Annotated in this window: 18 protein-coding genes and 4 tRNA genes; 15 read left to right on the forward strand and 7 right to left on the reverse strand. The window is 63.6% G+C overall.

Annotated elements, in window-relative coordinates:
- The first annotated feature begins 22 nt into the window (after positions 1-22).
- Positions 23-1,240, forward strand: a complete 1,218-nt coding sequence (locus CXY71_RS07470) for a S9 family peptidase (protein WP_146072769.1) — start codon at positions 23-25, stop codon at positions 1,238-1,240.
- 12 nt (positions 1,241-1,252) lie between these two features.
- Here CXY71_RS07470 and CXY71_RS07475 read toward each other — a convergent pair whose 3' ends face one another.
- Positions 1,253-1,681 (reverse strand): SufE family protein, encoded by a 429-nt coding sequence (locus tag CXY71_RS07475; RefSeq protein WP_104135023.1) that lies wholly within the window; start codon positions 1,679-1,681, stop codon positions 1,253-1,255.
- Positions 1,678-2,589 carry a sulfurtransferase gene (locus CXY71_RS07480; RefSeq protein ID WP_104135024.1) on the reverse strand — a complete coding sequence of 304 codons (912 nt, stop codon included), beginning with the start codon at positions 2,587-2,589 and terminating at the stop codon, positions 1,678-1,680. The genes CXY71_RS07475 and CXY71_RS07480 overlap by 4 nt, the downstream gene beginning before the upstream one ends.
- A 159-nt stretch (positions 2,590-2,748) precedes the next feature.
- Here CXY71_RS07480 and zapE point away from each other — a divergent pair, with 159 nt between their 5' ends.
- A complete protein-coding gene (gene zapE / locus CXY71_RS07485) occupies positions 2,749-3,801 on the forward strand; it encodes a cell division protein ZapE (RefSeq protein ID WP_104135025.1) in 1,053 nt (350 codons plus the stop codon).
- Positions 3,802-4,002: 201 nt separating this feature from the next.
- Positions 4,003-5,226 (forward strand): ammonium transporter, encoded by a 1,224-nt coding sequence (locus tag CXY71_RS07490; RefSeq protein WP_104135026.1) that lies wholly within the window; start codon positions 4,003-4,005, stop codon positions 5,224-5,226.
- 116 nt (positions 5,227-5,342) lie between these two features.
- Here the strand turns inward: CXY71_RS07490 and CXY71_RS07495 are convergent, their stop codons facing one another.
- A complete protein-coding gene (locus tag CXY71_RS07495) occupies positions 5,343-6,524 on the reverse strand; it encodes a MarP family serine protease (protein ID WP_104135027.1) in 1,182 nt (393 codons plus the stop codon).
- Here CXY71_RS07495 and CXY71_RS07500 point away from each other — a divergent pair.
- The 3 genes from CXY71_RS07500 to CXY71_RS07510 all read left to right on the forward strand — a co-directional run bounded on the left by CXY71_RS07500 (position 6,523) and on the right by CXY71_RS07510 (position 8,118).
- Positions 6,523-6,720 carry a hypothetical protein gene (locus CXY71_RS07500; protein ID WP_104135028.1) on the forward strand — a complete coding sequence of 66 codons (198 nt, stop codon included), beginning with the start codon at positions 6,523-6,525 and terminating at the stop codon, positions 6,718-6,720. The genes CXY71_RS07495 and CXY71_RS07500 overlap by 2 nt on opposite strands.
- A complete protein-coding gene (locus CXY71_RS07505; protein WP_104135029.1) occupies positions 6,717-7,448 on the forward strand; it encodes a YqjF family protein in 732 nt (243 codons plus the stop codon). The genes CXY71_RS07500 and CXY71_RS07505 overlap by 4 nt, the downstream gene beginning before the upstream one ends.
- 268 nt (positions 7,449-7,716) lie before the next feature.
- Entirely contained in the window at positions 7,717-8,118 is a 402-nt protein-coding gene (locus CXY71_RS07510) for a hypothetical protein (RefSeq protein WP_368665869.1), read from the forward strand.
- Positions 8,119-8,131: 13 nt separating this feature from the next.
- Here the strand turns inward: CXY71_RS07510 and CXY71_RS07515 are convergent, their stop codons facing one another.
- The 3 genes from CXY71_RS07515 to CXY71_RS07525 all read right to left on the reverse strand — a co-directional run bounded on the left by CXY71_RS07515 (position 8,132) and on the right by CXY71_RS07525 (position 9,689).
- A complete protein-coding gene (locus CXY71_RS07515) occupies positions 8,132-8,785 on the reverse strand; it encodes an SDR family oxidoreductase (protein WP_104135030.1) in 654 nt (217 codons plus the stop codon).
- A 36-nt stretch (positions 8,786-8,821) separates the two neighbouring features.
- Complete coding sequence (locus CXY71_RS07520; protein WP_104135031.1) at positions 8,822-9,535, reverse strand: M50 family metallopeptidase; 714 nt, start codon at positions 9,533-9,535, stop codon at positions 8,822-8,824.
- Positions 9,536-9,613: 78 nt separating this feature from the next.
- Positions 9,614-9,689: transfer RNA gene (locus CXY71_RS07525), tRNA-Val, on the reverse strand.
- 280 nt (positions 9,690-9,969) lie between these two features.
- Between CXY71_RS07525 and CXY71_RS07530 the strand changes: the two genes are divergently transcribed.
- The 4 genes from CXY71_RS07530 to CXY71_RS07545 all read left to right on the forward strand — a co-directional run bounded on the left by CXY71_RS07530 (position 9,970) and on the right by CXY71_RS07545 (position 10,648).
- Positions 9,970-10,041, forward strand: a tRNA-Gly gene (locus CXY71_RS07530).
- Between the two features lie 58 nt (positions 10,042-10,099).
- Positions 10,100-10,170, forward strand: a tRNA-Cys gene (locus tag CXY71_RS07535).
- 60 nt (positions 10,171-10,230) lie between these two features.
- Positions 10,231-10,302: transfer RNA gene (locus tag CXY71_RS07540), tRNA-Val, on the forward strand.
- 151 nt (positions 10,303-10,453) lie between these two features.
- Entirely contained in the window at positions 10,454-10,648 is a 195-nt protein-coding gene (locus CXY71_RS07545; RefSeq protein WP_104135032.1) for a DUF1918 domain-containing protein, read from the forward strand.
- 105 nt (positions 10,649-10,753) lie between these two features.
- Here the strand turns inward: CXY71_RS07545 and CXY71_RS07550 are convergent, their stop codons facing one another.
- The gene (locus CXY71_RS07550) at positions 10,754-11,815 is read right to left on the reverse strand and encodes an Ig-like domain-containing protein (RefSeq protein ID WP_104135033.1); all 1,062 of its coding nucleotides are present in this window, start codon (positions 11,813-11,815) and stop codon (positions 10,754-10,756) included.
- 180 nt (positions 11,816-11,995) lie between these two features.
- On the opposite strand from CXY71_RS07550, the gene thrS reads away from it, so the two are divergent.
- The 5 genes from thrS (at position 11,996) to CXY71_RS07575 (ending at position 16,935) form a co-directional block, all read left to right on the forward strand.
- Positions 11,996-14,014 carry a threonine--tRNA ligase gene (thrS, locus tag CXY71_RS07555; protein WP_104135034.1) on the forward strand — a complete coding sequence of 673 codons (2,019 nt, stop codon included), beginning with the start codon at positions 11,996-11,998 and terminating at the stop codon, positions 14,012-14,014.
- Position 14,015: 1 nt separating this feature from the next.
- The gene (locus tag CXY71_RS07560) at positions 14,016-14,633 is read left to right on the forward strand and encodes an HIT domain-containing protein (protein ID WP_104135035.1); all 618 of its coding nucleotides are present in this window, start codon (positions 14,016-14,018) and stop codon (positions 14,631-14,633) included.
- Positions 14,634-14,735: 102 nt separating this feature from the next.
- Positions 14,736-15,638 (forward strand): pyridoxal 5'-phosphate synthase lyase subunit PdxS, encoded by a 903-nt coding sequence (gene pdxS, locus CXY71_RS07565; RefSeq protein WP_104135036.1) that lies wholly within the window; start codon positions 14,736-14,738, stop codon positions 15,636-15,638.
- Positions 15,639-15,664: 26 nt separating this feature from the next.
- Complete coding sequence (gene pdxT, locus CXY71_RS07570; protein WP_104135037.1) at positions 15,665-16,291, forward strand: pyridoxal 5'-phosphate synthase glutaminase subunit PdxT; 627 nt, start codon at positions 15,665-15,667, stop codon at positions 16,289-16,291.
- Positions 16,292-16,365: 74 nt separating this feature from the next.
- A complete protein-coding gene (locus CXY71_RS07575; RefSeq protein ID WP_104135038.1) occupies positions 16,366-16,935 on the forward strand; it encodes a DUF1697 domain-containing protein in 570 nt (189 codons plus the stop codon).
- Positions 16,936-16,939 lie beyond the last annotated feature (4 nt).

Genomic DNA, 16,939 nt, shown 5'->3' on the forward strand with positions numbered 1-16,939 from the left:
CGCCGACCAGTTGGAGGTGCAGGTGAACGAGGCACAGCCCCCAAACGGGCGCGGAGACGCTGCACAACGGTCGATTCTGGGACCGATGCTGGCTGTCACCGGCATGGCCATCGCCGGCGCGGCCGTCGCTGGTCTTACCGCCGGCGCCGTTCTCGCCGCGGTCATGGCCAAAACCATCGTCACACCTCCGACCAGACGTGAGGATGACACGCGGGTATTCGCGGTCGACCTCGGACGCGGCCTGATCACCCTGCAACGGCACCGTGATTCGATGCTCCCAGGCGACTACAGCTTCTTCTTCGGCAACGACACTGGCCACGCCCGGGTCGGCGCGATCACCGAGCGAACGGCCGCAACCGTCAGCCGGCGCATCCTCGCGGTGGACTACGGCGACCTCCAGGCGGCCCGGCACGGCCGGTTCAGCGGCTGGCTCTACACCGGTCCCGACGATGTCGGCTTTACCTGGCAAAATGTCATCGTCCCGACCGCGCTTGGCCCGGCCCCCGCCTGGCTCATTCCAGCGGATGCCGCAGCCGCCGGTGGTCGCTGGGTGGTCCAGGTGCACGGACGGGCGGTGCGCCGAGAGGAGGCGCTGCGGGCGGTGCCCGTGTTTCGGGCGGCCGGTTACACGTCGCTGCTCGTCTCCTACCGCAACGACGGAGACGCCCCGGCTAGCCCCGACGGGCGCTACGGGCTGGGCGACACGGAGTGGGCCGACGTCGATGCGGCCATCAGCTTTGCCGCCGACCAGGGCGCGACCAGCGTCGTGCTGATGGGCTGGTCGATGGGGGGAGCGATCTGTTTGCAGGCCCTCACCCGCAGCGCGCAGGCACCCCTGATCGTCGGGATGGTGCTGGAATCTCCCGTGATCGACTGGGCCGACGTCGTGGCCGCGCAGGCCATCGATCGCCGGTTACCGAGGCAGATCGCCCGCGGAGCAGTCGCGCTGATGGGGTCACGTCGGGGACAGTGGTTGACCGGACTCAGAGCGCCGATCGACTTCGGGCGGCTCGACTTCGTGGCGCGCGCCCGCGACCTGCACCGGCCCATTCTGCTACTGCACAGCGACGATGACGGCTTTGTTCCGGCGACCGGGTCGCGCCGCCTCGCCGACCGGCGGCCCGACGAGGTGACCTTTGTAGCGTTCACCGAGGCGCGTCACACTAAATTGTGGAACTACGACCCTGGCCGGTGGAACGCCGAAATTGCCGGCTGGCTGGCTCGGCTAGCGCAGCGCTGACCGCGCCGAGGGTCACGCCTCCACGTGCTCCCGCAACTGACGCTTGGCCCGGCCGAGCATGGCGCTCATGCCGCGCAGGCGCAGTGGTGAGACAGCCTCGTTGAGTCCGATCGACTGCGGGTAGTCATCGGGAACGGCCAGCACCCGCTCTACGCTCAGTCCGTCGAGGCCCTGCGCGAGGATCGACGCGAAGCCGCGGGTGGTGGGTGACTCGCGCGGAGCCGTCGCGTGCAGGTGGAACAAGCCATCGGCATCCACTTCAACGAAGATGAAAACCGGCGACTGGCATTCGACGACGCGTTCGAGCAGGTCGGGGTGATCCTGAAACTTCTGTGGAAGTTTCGGCAGCTCGTTGGCGAACTCGAGCAGCAACAGCAGCCGATCCTTCTGCTCGAGGGCGAGAAAATCTTCCCGAATCTCGGCCAGCAGGTCCGTGGTCATCGGCGAGGAGCCGGAGCCGGGGCGTCGCCGGGCTCGGTGCCGACGGCGATCGGTACGGCGACGGCGTTGCCCCACTCGGTCCAGGATCCGTCGTAATTGCGCACATTCTCGAAGCCGAGTAGGTAGGTCAGCACAAACCAGGTGTGGCTTGACCGTTCGCCGATGCGGCAATAGGCGATCACGTTGTCGCCGTCGGTCAATCCGGCTTCATCCCGATAGATCGCGTCGAGTTCGCTGCGCGAGCGAAAGGTCGAGTCCGTGTCTGCGGCGCGAGCCCACGGCACCGAAGCAGCCGAGGGAATGTGGCCGCCGCGCAGGGCACCCTCTTCGGGATAGGCCGGCATCGTCGTGCGGGCGCCGCTGTATTCCTCGGGGGAGCGCACGTCGATGAGTGGCTGACCGAAGTGGCCAAGGACGTCGTCCTTGAACGCCCGAATGGGAGCGTCGTCGCGTTCGACGACGGGGTAGTCGGTGCGGGTGACGCTTGAGGCATCCGTGGTCATCTCGCGTTCCTCGGCGAGCCATTTCTCGCGGCCACCATCAAGCAGGCGAACGTCGTCGTGGCCGAACAGGGTGAAGACCCAGAGGGCGTAGGCGGCCCACCAGCTGCTCTTGTCACCGTAGATGACTACGGTGCTTTCGCGGGCGATGCCCTTACTCGACAGCAAAGCGGCGAAGGCGGCACCGTCGATGTAGTCGCGATTGACCTTGTCGTTGAGGTCGGTATGCCAGTCGATCTTGACCGAACCGCGAATGTGGCCGACTTCGTAGAGCAGCACGTCCTCGTCGGACTCCACCACCACGAGACCGGCGTCGCCCCGGTGTTGGGCCAGCCACTGTGTGGAAACCAGTTTCGAGGGGTGCGCGTAGGCGGAAAATTTCTCGGTCGTGTCGAACGGGGCAGACATGTAACCTCCAGGTGGACCGGGGATGCATTCGCAAGTCGGGTTGACCGCGGATTAGGCTTATCGATGCCCACCACTTAAACCTACGCGGTGCCGGCACACTACGCATTTTGGTATCACTGCGCATTTTGCAGCACGAAGAACGAGAATGGGCGTTTCAGCATGGCACCAGAGGCCCACGAGAAGGCACAGCACACGGTTCCGCAACTCGCCGACCGCACGCCGACGATCACCGGTCGCGAAATCGTGGCCGAGCTGGTGCCGCCTCCCCAGTTTGAACACGCCTCGTTTGAGAACTACCGCCCCGACCATGACTATCCGTCCCAGATGACCGCGGTCGAGAAACTCATCGAGTTTGTCAATCCTCGGCCGGCCGGGTTCTTCTCCCGCCGCCGTCAGGCCAAGGACGACCTGCCGGGAATCTACCTCGATGGCGGCTTTGGCGTCGGCAAGACCCACCTGCTCGCGGCGCTCTGGCATGCGGCGACCGGCCCCAAGTATTTCGGCACCTTCATCGAGTACACCGCACTGGTCGGTGCGCTCGGGTACCAGGAAACCATCAAGGAACTGCGCAGCGCGAAACTCATCTGCATCGACGAGTTCGAACTCGACGATCCGGGCGACACCATGGTGATGACCCGGTTGCTCGGCGAACTCGTCGCCACCGGCACCCGGGTGGCCGCCACATCGAACACCCCGCCCAACTCGCTCGGCGAGGGACGGTTCGCCGCGCAGGACTTTCTGCGGGAGATCTCCGCGATGAGCGCCAACTTCGAGACCCTGCGCATCGACGGCCTCGACTACCGTCGTCGTAACGTATCCGGCCAGGCAGTCTCCGTCGAACCCGAAGCCCGCGAACACCTGGTCAATACCCTTCTTCAGCGCGGTTCAAAGGTTACCGAAGACGACTTCGGTGCCCTCATGCGCCACCTCGGTACCGTGCATCCTTCCAAGTATGTGAAGGTCATTCGCGACGTCGAGGTCATCGCCATCCGCGGGGTGTACCTGCTGACCGATCAAACGGATGCCCTCCGCCTCGTGGCCTTCATCGACCGCGTCTACGACGCTGAAATTCCCATCGTCGCGAGTGGGCGCCCACTCAATGAGGTCTTCGACGACGAAATGATGGCGGGTGGCTACCGCAAGAAATACCAGCGTTCGCAGTCGCGTATGGTCGCCCTCACCACCGGAGAGTTGCCGCCGCACACCGATTAGTTCGGATTGACCCGGAACAATTTGACCGGACATGAAGCTGCTGTGTGCGAAACGTGACGTTAACAAATCACTCAGGCTCGTAACCGGTACGAAACACGTCGGAACGTTTGTTGTAACAGCCGCCTCAGATACTGGAGTCGTATCCGAGGCGGTTCACCTCGCGCTACACCGTACACACTCGACACGCGTGAGGATTTTTTTATGGATACCGGAAGCATTGCCTGGCTGATCACAGCCACCGCCCTGGTGTTGTTCATGACACCGGGTGTCGCCTTCTTCTACGGCGGACTGGTCAAGGCCAAGAGCGTCATCAGCATGATGATGATGAGCTTTGGGGCTCTCGGGCTCATCAGTGTGCTCTGGATTTTGTATGGCTACAACATGAGCGTTGCTGGCAGTCCAACGGCTTTCTCCGGAAACCCCTTCTCCGATTTCGGATTGGGTCAGCTCGCGACGAGTGTCGGTGGCAATGTTGGTCTCCTCAGCGCCACCTACGGGGCCACCTTCGCGATCATCACCGTCGCGCTGATCAGTGGTGCGGTCGCCGACCGGGCGAAGTTCGGCTCCTGGATGATCTTCGCCGGCGTTTGGGCGACCCTTGTCTACTTCCCGGTCGCGGCTTGGGTCTGGGGCGGCGGCTGGATCCTCAACCTCGGTGACAGCATGGGCCTGTCGGGCGTCATCGACTACGCCGGCGGCACCGCGGTGCACATCAACGCCGGTGCCGCTGCTCTCGCTCTCGCTCTGGTTCTTGGCAAGCGCATCGGTTTCCAGAAGGGCATCACCAAGCCGCACAACGTTCCGCTAGTGCTGCTCGGTGCCGCAATCCTTTGGTTCGGCTGGTTTGGCTTCAACGCCGGCGCCGAATGGATCACTGGTCTCGCCAACGTCGGCCTCATCGTCGTCAACACCCTCGGTGCCACTGCAGCGGCCATCCTCGCCTGGATGCTGGTCGAGAAGTTCAAGGACGGCAAGGCCACCTCGGTCGGTGCGGCTTCCGGTGCCGTTGCCGGATTGGTCGCCATCACCCCGGCCTGCGCCAACCTCGAGCCCGGCTGGGCCCTGCTGCTCGGTGCCGTCGCCGGTGCCGTCTGCGCTCTTGCCGTCGAACTCAAGTTCAAGCTCGGCTTTGACGACTCGCTCGACGTGGTCGGAATCCACCTTGTCGGCGGGATTATCGGGACGCTTTACCTCGGCTTATTCGCCATCGACACCGGGTTTTTCACCGGTGGCGGAAACTTCGGTCAGCTCGCCGTTCAGGCCATCGCGGCCTTCTCGGTCCTCGTCTACTCCTTCGTCATCGCCTACCTGCTCGGTCTCGCGATCGAAAAGACCATCGGCTTCCGCATCAGGAACGAAGACGAACTGGCCGGAATCGACACGAGCGTGCATGGCGAAACTGGCTACGCCCTCGAGCGTGTCTAGTCTTTGACACTTCCGACTGGTCAGGCAATCGGGCGGTACTGGAGCGGAATCATCCGCTTCAGTCTCGCCCTTTGCATGCCCGACCAGGGTGCTGCCGGTGAACGGATGCCGCTGGTTCAGCCGCGAACGCAGGTGCCGGAGGAGACCGGGGCGTCGAGGCCCGGTGCCTCGTTGATGACCGGCTGAACCTCATCGAGCGCAAGCGCATAGCCGACGTTGTCGGTGTTCGACGCCTTGGCGAAGATGACGCCCACGACGAGGCCGGACTCGCTCAGCAGCGGACCACCCGACTCGCCCTGCTGCACGTCGGACGCCACGGTGTACACCTGGCGCGGTGTCGGGTCCTGGCCGTAAATGTCGGCGACGCTGATGGTTCCAAGCGAGATGACCTGGGCCGGGTCGGAGACGTACGGTCCGCCGAAGGGGTACCCATCAGCGACCGCGCCGCTGCCCGCGGCGAGATCGTTGCCGACGGCGAGCGGGGCTGCGCCGAGGCCAGGCACGGAAATGACGGCGAGGTCATCGACCGGGTCGAAGTAGACGATCTCCCCGGCAAGGGCTTCCCCAGACGGTGTCTCAACCACGGGCTGGTTCACCCCGGCCACGACGTGGGCATTGGTGATGACGCGGCCGTCGGACACCACGAATCCGCTGCCCGACTGGCTTTGGCCACAGGCGTAGGCCGTTCCGGTGATGCGCACGACGGACTGCGCGGCAACAGCCAGGGCCGGACTGCTCGTGTCGGCCTGAGCAGCATCCGGTGTCGGGCCGGTGAAAGCATCGACGATGCGTGGCAGACCCTGAGACACTGCAACGGAGCGAAGTTGCGCCATCAAGGCCTTGACCCGGTCAGGAGTCGCCGAGTCGATGCGGGACACCACGGTAGATTCAGCGATGGCGGGAGAGAGGAATGGGATTCCCAGGGCACCGATGCTGAACGCGACCATCGACGCCACGAGAGCCGATGCGACCGCCGCGAATGCTGCACCAAGCACGCGGTTGATGGTGCCGAGTGGGGAACGCTTCGATTTGCGGCCGACCATGCTGCCGGCGGAAGCACCGATCGAGTGCCCAATAAGCACGAGCAGAACGGCCACGGCAATCGTGCCGGGGGTGCGCCATTCCGGAGCGGGAATCCAGCCGCCGACCAGCGGCACGACGAAGAAGGCGGCGAATCCACCGGCGACCGCGCCGATGATGCCGGTCAGGCTGCGTAACAGACCACTGCGGTAGCCGTTGACGAGGGCGACGACCAACAACAGAATGAGCAAGAAGTCGAGCACGGTTGAGCCTGACATGCTTCTCCCTGAGTTGATGCTGCACGTGTTGTTTGGTCACGATTTCGCCTTATTCATGGTTACACAGGCCTCCTTCGCGATTGCTGAGCGCAGCCCCCGCCCCGCGTTCTTTCCCGGCCGATCAACAGGCGCGGGGCACGCCAAACTGAAGTATCGTGAAGCGATGACCGACGTTGGCCCGAAAGTACAGCGGTGACTCCAGCAGAGTCCTTGCCCATCTCAACGATCGCACCACCCCTGGCCGGGCGGGCCGTGGCCAGCCAGCGCTGGTCGCACCTGGTGTTTCTGCATTGGCGAGTGGATGCTGCGCTGATCGCGCCGCTTTTGCCCAGCGGCCTGGTTCCCGATGAGCATGACGGATCGAGCTGGGTGGGCCTCATCCCGTTCGTCCTCGATCGCGCGACAGTTCTTGGAAGCATGCCGATTCCGTACTTCGGCACTTTCGTTGAAGTAAACGTGCGCCTCTATGCCGTCGACGCCCAGGGGCGTCGCGGCGTTGTGTTCGTATCGCTGGAGGCCAGCCGCCTCGCCGCCGTGCTCGCTGCGCGTGCGCTGTTCTCACTGCCCTACATCTGGTCGCGTACGCGGCTATCGGTTGATTCGGGACAGTACCGGTACACCGCGACGCGCCACCGCGACAGAATGGCGCACACCGAGGTGGTTGCTCGGCCGAGTTCAGTCGCCGTGGTGGATGACTCGTTGGCCGACTTCTTGACCGCGCGCTGGGCGCTGTTCACGCGCGTCCGCGGTCGCACCGTGCATTTGCGCAACCATCACGAGCCGTGGCCGCTGTACCGTGCCGAGCTCGTGAGTCTCGACGACACGCTGCTGGCCGCCGCCGGTTTCACCGGTCTGACCGAACGCGCTCCCGACTCGGTTCTGTACTCTCCCGGAGTGACGACGTGGTTCGGCCGGGGTCGTTGACATGGTGCCAGCACTTAGAAAGTTCTAAAAAATACCGACAACAACCGCGTCATCGAGGGAGTATTACAGCATGGGATTTCTTGACTTTCTGCTGGGCCGAAAGGACTAGGCACCGACCGGCGACCGGTCGCCTCGGTTTAACAATGGTCCGGTAAACAATGGTTCGGCAGGCAGCGAGGACGAGATTGCCGTCGAGCGGTACCAGTACCTGCTACGCACTGCACCGCCCGAGACCATCGAGAAGGTGCACACCGAGGCGTTCTCCAAATTGACTGAGGAACAGCGCGATATTCTTTTTCGCCAACTCACCGAGAACCTTGAACCGAGTGAGCGTCCAGCGGATGCCGTACCGGCCCACCTGGCCCAGGCGGCGACCCGGGCCGAGCTCCGCGAGCCGGGCACACTCACCCGAACCTTCGGAAACCAGAATGGCATGGGCTTTGGCAGCATGGTCGGCGGATCACTGCTCGGTCCGGTCGCCGGATTCTTCATCGGATCAGCGCTGGTGAGCGCTTTCATGTCGATGGACGGCGGCGGCACGGATGCCGGTGCCGACGCGAACAGCGAAACCAACGCCGATTCGGGCGGCGACTCCGGTGGAGACGCTGGAGGAGATTTTGGCGGCGGTGATTTTGGCGGCGGTGATTTCGGTGGGGACTTCGGGTTCTAATCTTCCAGAGCCGTTAGTGGAGGGCGGCGATGGCCTCACCAATGGGAACGTCGCCGTCAGTGAACTCGATGAATTTGCCGATGCTGTTGTCGCTCGCGAGCACGGCTGCGGCGACGAGCGCGACGTTCTCGCGAGAGGTGTCGCTGTCCGTGCTGCCTGATCCCACACTGATGGAACCGCTCGCGGCATCGAGGGTCAGCGCGCTCGGTCCGAGGATGGTCCAGTTCAGTGAGGTTGCCCGCAGGTAGCCGTCGGCAGCCGCCTTAGCCTCGTAGTAGGCGAACATGCCGTCGTCGGGAGAGGCGCCATGGACGGCGCGCGATCCCTTATACGAGACCATCACGTAACGGTAGATACCGGCCTGCGCGGCGGCAACCATTGAGCGGATGGCCGCATCGCGGTCGACCGCGTAGGTGCGCGCAGTACTGCCCCCGCCGGCCCCGGCTGACCAGACGATGGCGTCGTGGCCGGCCAGGAGCGTCGTGAGCTGATCCGTGGACAGATTCTCGACATCCGCTTGCAGCGGGGTTGCGCCGGTCGCTGAGACGTCGGAGGCATGCTCGGGGTTGCGGATAAGGGAGCTGACCTCATGGCCGGCAGTGGTGAGCAGGTGGGCTAGGTGGAGGGCAACTTTTCCGTGCCCGCCAATGATCGCAATTTTTGTCATGTCATTCAGCCTGTCACGATTGGCTGCGGGAAGCGCTCAGGCTTGAAGAAAACGCAGCAGTATCGCGGCGAGCGCAACGCAGCCCAGTTGGATGCCGAGAAAGACGGCTACCCAGAAAAGCCCCGGAATGTGGGTGAGCCGAGCCAGCTGGTCGGCGTCCGACGATAACCCGGCCGTGCGGGATCGGGACTGCTGTAGCTCAAGGGACGTGCGCAGCGCACCGAGCAGGAGAAGTGCGGTGACCAGCAAGGCGAACACACCCTGCATCTGCGGCGTGCCGAACCAGGAGACGCCGAAGACGACGGCGCCCGTGACAGCGACCGACCAGAGCCCAAACCAGTTGCGTATCTGCACGAGGAGAAGGGCCAGCGCCGCGAGCAGCGCCCAGAGCAGTCCTACGTCGAACCCCCGGCTGAGTAGCCAGGCTGCACCGCAGCCGAGCAGCGCGGGGGCTGGGTACCCGGCCAACAGGGTGAAGATCATGCCCGGCCCGCTCGGGCGGCCGCGGCTCACGGTGAGCCCCGAGGTATCCGAATGCATGCGGATGCCGCCCAGCCGCCGCCCACAGAGCACCGCGACGACTCCGTGGCCGCCCTCGTGCACGATGGTGATGGCGTGACGGGCGATGCGCCAAACCGGCGGAAACAGCACGATCGCCGCGGCCGCCGCCACGGTCAGCCACGCGGTGAGGGGGGCTAGAGCGGCGTGCGAAGTCGTCATGCGCTGCCAGATGTCCAAGAGCAGGTCCATGCGTCTCAGACTAGGTTGCACTAATGCGGAGTGAAGGCACAAAAAAGCCCCGATTTCTCGGGGCTTTTCGTGTAGTCGTGGTGGGCGATGCGGGACTTGAACCCACGACCTCTTCCGTGTGAAGGAAGCGCGCTACCAGCTGCGCCAATCGCCCAGTTGTACTCACACCGCAAAATCGAAGTTGCTGGTGCGGCTTTTGATACTAGCCCAGACTGGCGGGTCGCCGCACATCCACACCGCACACCGGTGTGGCGCGGGTCATCGCCTACTCCAGCTCGACGGCAGAGTCGCGTCGCCCGGCCCTGTCCGCACACCACCCGCAACACCCCGCACACCACCCGCAACAGCCCGCGCAACACGCCGTACAAGCCTCGGTTTGGTTTCCGTCTTGCTATTCAGCTAGAGTCACTGAGTACGCAGAAATGCGGACAGTTGCGGATGTGGCGCAGTGGTAGCGCATCACCTTGCCAAGGTGAGGGTCGCGAGTTCGAATCTCGTCATCCGCTCGAATGAAATGGAATCGGCCTACGGACCGGTTCCAATTCGTTTGGTATGAACCCAACTGGTGGATTGGCCGAGAGGCGAGGCAGCGGCCTGCAAAGCCGTTAACACGGGTTCGAATCCCGTATCCACCTCAATTCCTGGTGCACTCGCCGAGAACTGCATTGCATAGACACCGTACTTCCCAGAATCTTGGGCGATTGGCGCAGCGGTAGCGCGCTTCCCTGACACGGAAGAGGTCACTGGTTCGATCCCAGTATCGCCCACAGAGCATCGCAACAAAACACAGGAACCCCGGTCAGCCGGGGTTTTTTTGTACCCAGAACCGGCCGTGCAAGATCTGGGCGATAAGCCAGCTGATGCGCCCTTGTGCAGCATCCGCTGCCCGCGTAGTTTTACGCGCAGGAGGTGAGTGCAATGCGCGCCACAGAGGGAGATCGGATTGTCATTCGCGGCAAAACGGTGGAGCGGCCGGACCGTCGCGGCGAGATACTCGAGGTTCGTGGGATCGACGGCGGGCCGCCGTACCACGTGTTGTTCGACGACCGGCATGAGAGCATCGTGTACCCCGGCGCCGACTTCGTGATCGAACATTCGTCGGAATCGGTCTAGGTCAGCGCCTGATTTGCGCGTCGACCAACCCGCGAAAGCGGATGCCGCGCCCAGATCACCGGGAGGGGGAGAGTTCAGCCGCACTGAACTCTCACCCCGCACCCGTTACCGAATAACCCGTACCAATCGCGGCAGGGTCACCGCCGGAGCATGCTTTGTCGTACCCAGATAGCGGGCGGCGAGCGCGTGCCTGCCGACCTTCAATGATGCGTACGTGAGTGTGGCTGAACCCTGAACGAGCGCCACCGGCTGGCCGACCTTCGTCACCAGGTTATAAAACTGTACGAAACCGGTCACCGTTTTGGTCGCGGAGGTGAAGTTCGCCGTCGCCGAGACGGGCACGCCCACGTGCACATCGCCTCGGGGCGCTATGGTCAGCGTTCCACTGACTCTGGCCGGCTTCGCCACGACGGTAATGACGACAATTGGTGACGTCGAGGAGTTGTAGAAGACCGCGAAACTCTCAGCCGTGATGCGGTGCACCCCCACGGACAGCCTTGTCGTCGTCAGCGTGGAGTGCCACTTTCCGAATACCTGATCGCCAACCAGCGGTCGGCCATTGTCGAAGAAGGTGATCTCCTCGCCGGAACGATCACCGTTCAGGGCGCGGCCCTGACTGTCCGTGACGTCCGCGGTGAAGGTGGTGTGCTGGCCGGCCGTAATAATGCCGGACGGCGTCGCGGTCAGGGTCGTTTTGGTGTCCGGTCCGGTCGGAACGAAGTAGCTGAAGGTTTTCGATGCCGGGGCAAAGTTTCTATCCCCGAGATAGTCCACTCGGAACTGGCGCGTACCGGCTTTGCTGGGGTAGGCATCGGAGTAGAAAATACCGGCCGTGTCGCTCGGCAGGAGCACGGGTGTCTCGGTGCGGTTGCCGGGCTCAATCGACACGACGCGCACACCCCCCGTCGGAACGGCGGTGGCGGGGGCGACGGCCGAGATCTCGCCGTAAACGGAAGCCGCCTGGCCGGCGAAGTAGAAGTCATAGGTGCCGGCGTTAATGCTGACCGTGCCCCGCCCCGTCGAAAGGGTCGGGGCATCCGTTGCTGCCGAGGCGGCGGGTGCGACGATCAGGGCGCCGAGCACGGACGCAATAACCAGCGCGGGCAGGCGCCAGGAGCGCTTCGCGCCAGGGCGGGGGGATGGGGACGGGTGCGGTAATGGTGTCATGTCTCGCTTCTTTGCAGTCGGTGGTGCTCGGGCCCCCAAATCACGGACAAAGTACTCTCATATCGGCTCGGTTTGTAGTGCGTGCGAGCACTATCGTGGGCTCCCCGTCGCTCAGCCGACGATCAGCCCTGCGCACGCCGCTAAAGTTGACGAGTAGGCAAACAACAGGGAGTAATACACGTGGCTGACGGCTTTGCGCTTTTCACCGACCGATCCGTTGTCGCGATGCGCGTCAACGGTGAGTTGAAAGATTTGGCGGCCACCGTGTTGCCGACGGATATTGTCGAGCCGGTCAGCATAGACACTCCCGACGGACTGAATATTCTGCGTCACTCGGCCACCCACGTGCTGGCCCAGGCCGTGCAGACCGTCAACCCGGCCGCCCGCCTCGGCATCGGCCCATTCGTCACCGACGGCTTCTACTACGACTTCGATGTGGTCGACCCGTTCACTCCCGAGGACATCAAGTCGCTCGAGAAGGCGATGGACCGTATTATCCGCCAGGGCCAGCGGTTCGTGCGCCGCGTCGCCACCCACGACGAGGCCCGCGCCGAACTGGCCGCCGAACCGTACAAGCTCGAGCTCATCGGAATCAAAGGCGGCCCCGGCGAGGGCGGCGACGCGGGTGGCAACAACAGCGCAACTGCCGACGAAGAGTCGGTCGAGGTCGGCGGAGCCGAACTGACCATCTACGACAACGTCGACCCGAAGACGGGCGAGACGGTCTGGAAGGACCTCTGTCGCGGCCCACACCTGCCCAACACCCGAATGATCGGCAACGGCTACTCGCTCACCCGCCTGGCCGCCGCCTACTGGCGCGGCTCCGAGAAGAACCCGCAGTTGCAGCGCATCTACGGCACCGCCTGGCCCACCAAGGACGAACTGCGCGCCTACCAGGTACGTCAGGAAGAGGCGGCTAAGCGCGATCACCGCAGGCTCGGCGCCGAACTCGACCTGTTCAGCTTCCCGGAAGAGATCGGCTCCGGCCTGGCCGTGTTCCATCCCAAGGGCGGCATCATTCGGCAGGAGATGGAGAACTACTCCCGCAAACGCCACGCCGAAGCCGGCTACGACTTTGTCTACTCACCGCACATCACCAAGTCGACCCTGTTCGAAACCTCCGGCCACCTCGACTGGTACCGCGAAGGTATGTTTCCCCCGATGCACCTCGACGAGGAACGCGACGACACCGGTCACGTCACCCGTCAGGGCGTTGACTATTATCTCAAGCCGATGAACTGCCCGTTCCACAACCTCATCTTCAAGTCCAGTGGCCGTAGCTACCGTGATCTGCCGATGCGCTTGTTCGAATTCGGATCGGTCTACCGCTACGAGAAGTCCGGCGTGCTCAACGGCCTCACCCGCGTGCGCGGCATGACCCAGGACGACGCCCACATCTACACGACCAAGGAAGGCATGAAAGAGGAGCTGACGACCACCCTCAACTTCGTGCTGCAGCTGCTCGCCGACTACGGCCTCGAGGACTACTATCTCGAGCTCTCCACCAAAGACCCGAAAAAGTTCGTGGGCAGCGACGAAGCCTGGGCTGAAGCCACCGAGACTCTCCGCGAGGTCGCGGAGGCATCCGGTCTCGATCTGGTCGCCGACCCGGGTGGAGCGGCCTTCTACGGCCCCAAGATCTCGGTGCAGGCCAAGGACGCCATCGGGCGCACCTGGCAGATGTCGACCATTCAGCTCGACTTCAACTTGCCGGAACGGTTCGACCTCGAATACACCGCGAATGACGGCAGCCGCCAGCGCCCAGTCATGATTCACCGTGCCCTGTTCGGCTCGATCGAGCGTTTCTTTGCCGTGCTCACTGAGCATTACGCCGGAGCGTTCCCGGTCTGGCTGGCCCCGGTACAGGTTGTCGGTATTCCCGTTTCCGAGCAGTATGGCCCCTTCCTCGATGACGTGATCGCGACTCTGAAGAATTCCGGAGTGCGCGCCGAGGTGGATCACGGGGGCGACCGTATGCAGAAGAAGATCCGCACCCACACCAAGGCCAAGGTGCCGTACCAGCTCATTGTGGGCGAAGACGACCAGGCCAACGGCGCGGTAAGCTTTCGCTTCCGCGATGGCACGCAGCAAAACGGGGTTCCGGTCACCGAGGCCGTGCGCATCATCGTGGAGTCGATCGAGAACCGCGCGCAGGTGACCACGATTCCACTCGTGGCTGTGTCCGAAGTGGAGGCCTAGCATGCCGGCCATTCCCGCAGATCGATTGCGCGGTTCCGACGCGGTGGACGCCGGCGCGGGGGAGACCGCTGCCGAGTTCGCCGGTGTTCCGGATGCCTTTCAGCGGCTCTGGACGCCGCATCGGATGGTCTACATCCAGGACGGGCAGCAGCCGCACCCCGACGACTGCCCGTTCTGCATCGCTCCGACCCTGGACGATGAGAAGGCGCTGATCGTTGCGCGCGGCACCCATGCCTACGTGCTGCTCAACCTTTTTCCGTACAACAGCGGCCACCTATTGGTCTGTCCGTATCGGCATGTCGCCACCTACGACCAGGCCACGCCGGAGGAGATCGCCGAAATCGGCCAGCTCACCCAGATTGCCATGCGGGTGCTCACTCAGGTGTCGAATTGTGACGGCTTTAATATCGGCATGAACCAGGGGCGCATTGCCGGAGCCGGCATCGCCGAGCACTTGCACCAGCACATCGTGCCGCGCTGGGCCCTCGACTCGAATTTCTTTCCGATCATCGCCGGCACCAAGGCCATCCCGCGCCTACTCGGCGACGTGCGCCGCGAGATTTCCGACGCCTGGCCGGGCGCGTTGACTCCCTCAGACGCCACGACAGCTGCCCTCTAGTTTTTCTCAAGACCGGGCAGTGTGCTGGCTCGCCCCGGTCATCCGTTCGACCGATACCAGTCCCGGTCAGACCACCACCGCGTAAGGAATAGGATCATAGTTATGACTGAATCAACCTCTGCCGAGCAGTTCGGCTCGAGCCGCGTTAAACGCGGATTCGCCGAAATGCTCAAGGGCGGCGTCATCATGGACGTCGTCACCGCTGCCCAGGCTCGTATTGCTGAAGATGCCGGCGCTGTCGCCGTCATGGCTCTTGAACGCGTTCCCGCCGACATCCGCTCGCAGGGCGGCGTGGCCCGCATGAGCGACCCCGACCTGATCGACAGCATCATCGCCGAGGTCAACATTCCGGTCATGGCGAAGGCCCGCATCGGCCACTTCGTCGAAGCGCAGATTCTCGAGGTGCTCGGCGTTGACTACATCGACGAATCCGAGGTGCTCAGCCCTGCCGACTACGTGAACCACATCGACAAGTGGAACTTCACCATCCCCTTCGTTTGTGGCGCCACCAACCTCGGTGAGGCGCTCCGCCGCATCAACGAAGGTGCGGCCATGATTCGCTCCAAGGGCGAGGCCGGAACCGGCGACGTCTCCGAAGCCACCAAGCACATCCGCACCATCAACGGTGAGATCAAGCGCCTCAGCTCGATGAGCCGCGATGAACTGTACGTTGCCGCCAAGGAACTGCAGGCACCCTACGAGCTCGTCGCCGAGATCGCCGCGACCGGCAAACTCCCCGTCGTTCTGTTCACCGCCGGAGGCGTGGCCACCCCGGCCGACGCCGCCATGATGATGCAGCTCGGCGCTGACGGTGTGTTCGTCGGCTCCGGCATCTTCAAGTCGGGCAACCCGGAGCAGCGTGCAGCGGCCATCGTCAAGGCTGTCACGTTCTACGACGACGCCAAGGTCATTGCGGATGTCTCGCGCGGTCTCGGCGAGGCCATGGTCGGCATCAACGTGTCCGACATCGCTGAACCGCACCGCCTCGCAACGCGCGGCTGGTAGCGCATCCGTTCGTGACGATTCTCTCGATGGGTACCCGACCGGCAGAAATCGCTGTACCGGCAAGACTGCGGGTTGGGGTACTCGCCCTGCAGGGCGACTTTCGTGAGCACGCGCAGGTATTGCGCGAGCTCGGCGTGAACGTCGCCCTCGTGCGCCGCCCGGAAGAACTGGACCAGATCGACGGTCTGGTCATTCCGGGCGGCGAATCGAGCGTCATGGACAAACTCGCCCGCACCTTCGGCCTCGCCGAACCGCTCCGCGCTGCCATCCGCGGCGGGCTGCCGGTCTATGGCACCTGCGCGGGGCTGATTATGCTTGCCGACACGATTCTCGATGGCATGGACGGCCAGCAGGGCCTCGGTGGACTTGACATCGCTGTGCGCCGCAACGCCTTCGGTTCGCAGACCGCCTCCTTCGAGACTGACCTTGATATTCCGGCGCTCGGCGACCAGCCCGTGCACGCGGTCTTCATTCGGGCGCCGGTCGTGGAGACCGTCGGGCCAAAAGCGACCGCCCTCGCCGCCCTCGCCGACGGCCGCTGTGTCGCTGTGCAACAAGGAAACCTGCTTGGTACCTCCTTTCACCCCGAAATCACCGGCGAATACCGTTTTCACGAGTATTTCCTGCAGAAACTTATCGCTGCCGCGCGCTGACCGATGCCGGAATTGTGCCGGGCGCGCGAGTGTAGCTAGGGTTCAGACATGACTCAGACACGCAGTGGTCAACGATGACCCGCTATGTAGCACTCCTCCGCGGTATAAATGTCAATGGCATCACCGTCAGCATGGCCGATCTCGCTGATACCTTTCACGAACTTGGTTACACCGATATCAAGACGGTGCTGGCCAGCGGAAATGTGCTGTTCAGCATCGACAGTCCACTCGCCGATGCTCCGCTGGCTAACAAAATGGAAACTGCAGCCCTCAAGGCGCGCATCGAAGCAGCCCTGACAGCTCGCTTCGAGTACGAAGCGTGGATCGTGCTCGTCGACGCCGAATCGCTCGACCGCATCGTGCGCTCGTACCCCTTTAACGCCGACCGCGATGGCTGGCATCCCTATGTCATGTTCTCCTCCGACCCTAGCCACCTGAGCGAGCTCGCTGGACACGCCAAGGAACTCGACACGACCGACGAACGCATCGAACTCGGCCACGGCGTGCTGTACTGGGAGGTTCGCAAGGCAGTCGGTATCAAGAGCGCCTTCAGCAAGAAGAGTGCCAAGCTCAAGTACCGTGACACCACGACCATCCGCAACCTGCACACCCTGCACAAGCTGCTGGAAGTCACACCGGGATAGACTG

This window comes from Cryobacterium sp. Y62 (assembly GCF_002929785.1).
GTDB lineage: Bacteria > Actinomycetota > Actinomycetes > Actinomycetales > Microbacteriaceae > Cryobacterium.

Coding starts and splice junctions, on each gene's coding strand:
- CXY71_RS07475 (WP_104135023.1), bottom strand. CDS start 1,681: ATGACCACGGACCTGCTGGCCGAGATTCGGGAAGATTTTCTCGCCCTC.
- CXY71_RS07480 (WP_104135024.1), bottom strand. CDS start 2,589: ATGTCTGCCCCGTTCGACACGACCGAGAAATTTTCCGCCTACGCGCAC.
- zapE (WP_104135025.1), top strand. CDS start 2,749: ATGGCACCAGAGGCCCACGAGAAGGCACAGCACACGGTTCCGCAACTC.
- CXY71_RS07490 (WP_104135026.1), top strand. CDS start 4,003: ATGGATACCGGAAGCATTGCCTGGCTGATCACAGCCACCGCCCTGGTG.
- CXY71_RS07500 (WP_104135028.1), top strand. CDS start 6,523: ATGCTTCTCCCTGAGTTGATGCTGCACGTGTTGTTTGGTCACGATTTC.
- CXY71_RS07495 (WP_104135027.1), bottom strand. CDS start 6,524: ATGTCAGGCTCAACCGTGCTCGACTTCTTGCTCATTCTGTTGTTGGTC.
- CXY71_RS07515 (WP_104135030.1), bottom strand. CDS start 8,785: ATGACAAAAATTGCGATCATTGGCGGGCACGGAAAAGTTGCCCTCCAC.
- CXY71_RS07520 (WP_104135031.1), bottom strand. CDS start 9,535: ATGGACCTGCTCTTGGACATCTGGCAGCGCATGACGACTTCGCACGCC.
- CXY71_RS07545 (WP_104135032.1), top strand. CDS start 10,454: ATGCGCGCCACAGAGGGAGATCGGATTGTCATTCGCGGCAAAACGGTG.
- CXY71_RS07550 (WP_104135033.1), bottom strand. CDS start 11,815: ATGACACCATTACCGCACCCGTCCCCATCCCCCCGCCCTGGCGCGAAG.
- CXY71_RS07560 (WP_104135035.1), top strand. CDS start 14,016: ATGCCGGCCATTCCCGCAGATCGATTGCGCGGTTCCGACGCGGTGGAC.
- pdxS (WP_104135036.1), top strand. CDS start 14,736: ATGACTGAATCAACCTCTGCCGAGCAGTTCGGCTCGAGCCGCGTTAAA.
- pdxT (WP_104135037.1), top strand. CDS start 15,665: ATGGGTACCCGACCGGCAGAAATCGCTGTACCGGCAAGACTGCGGGTT.
- CXY71_RS07575 (WP_104135038.1), top strand. CDS start 16,366: ATGACCCGCTATGTAGCACTCCTCCGCGGTATAAATGTCAATGGCATC.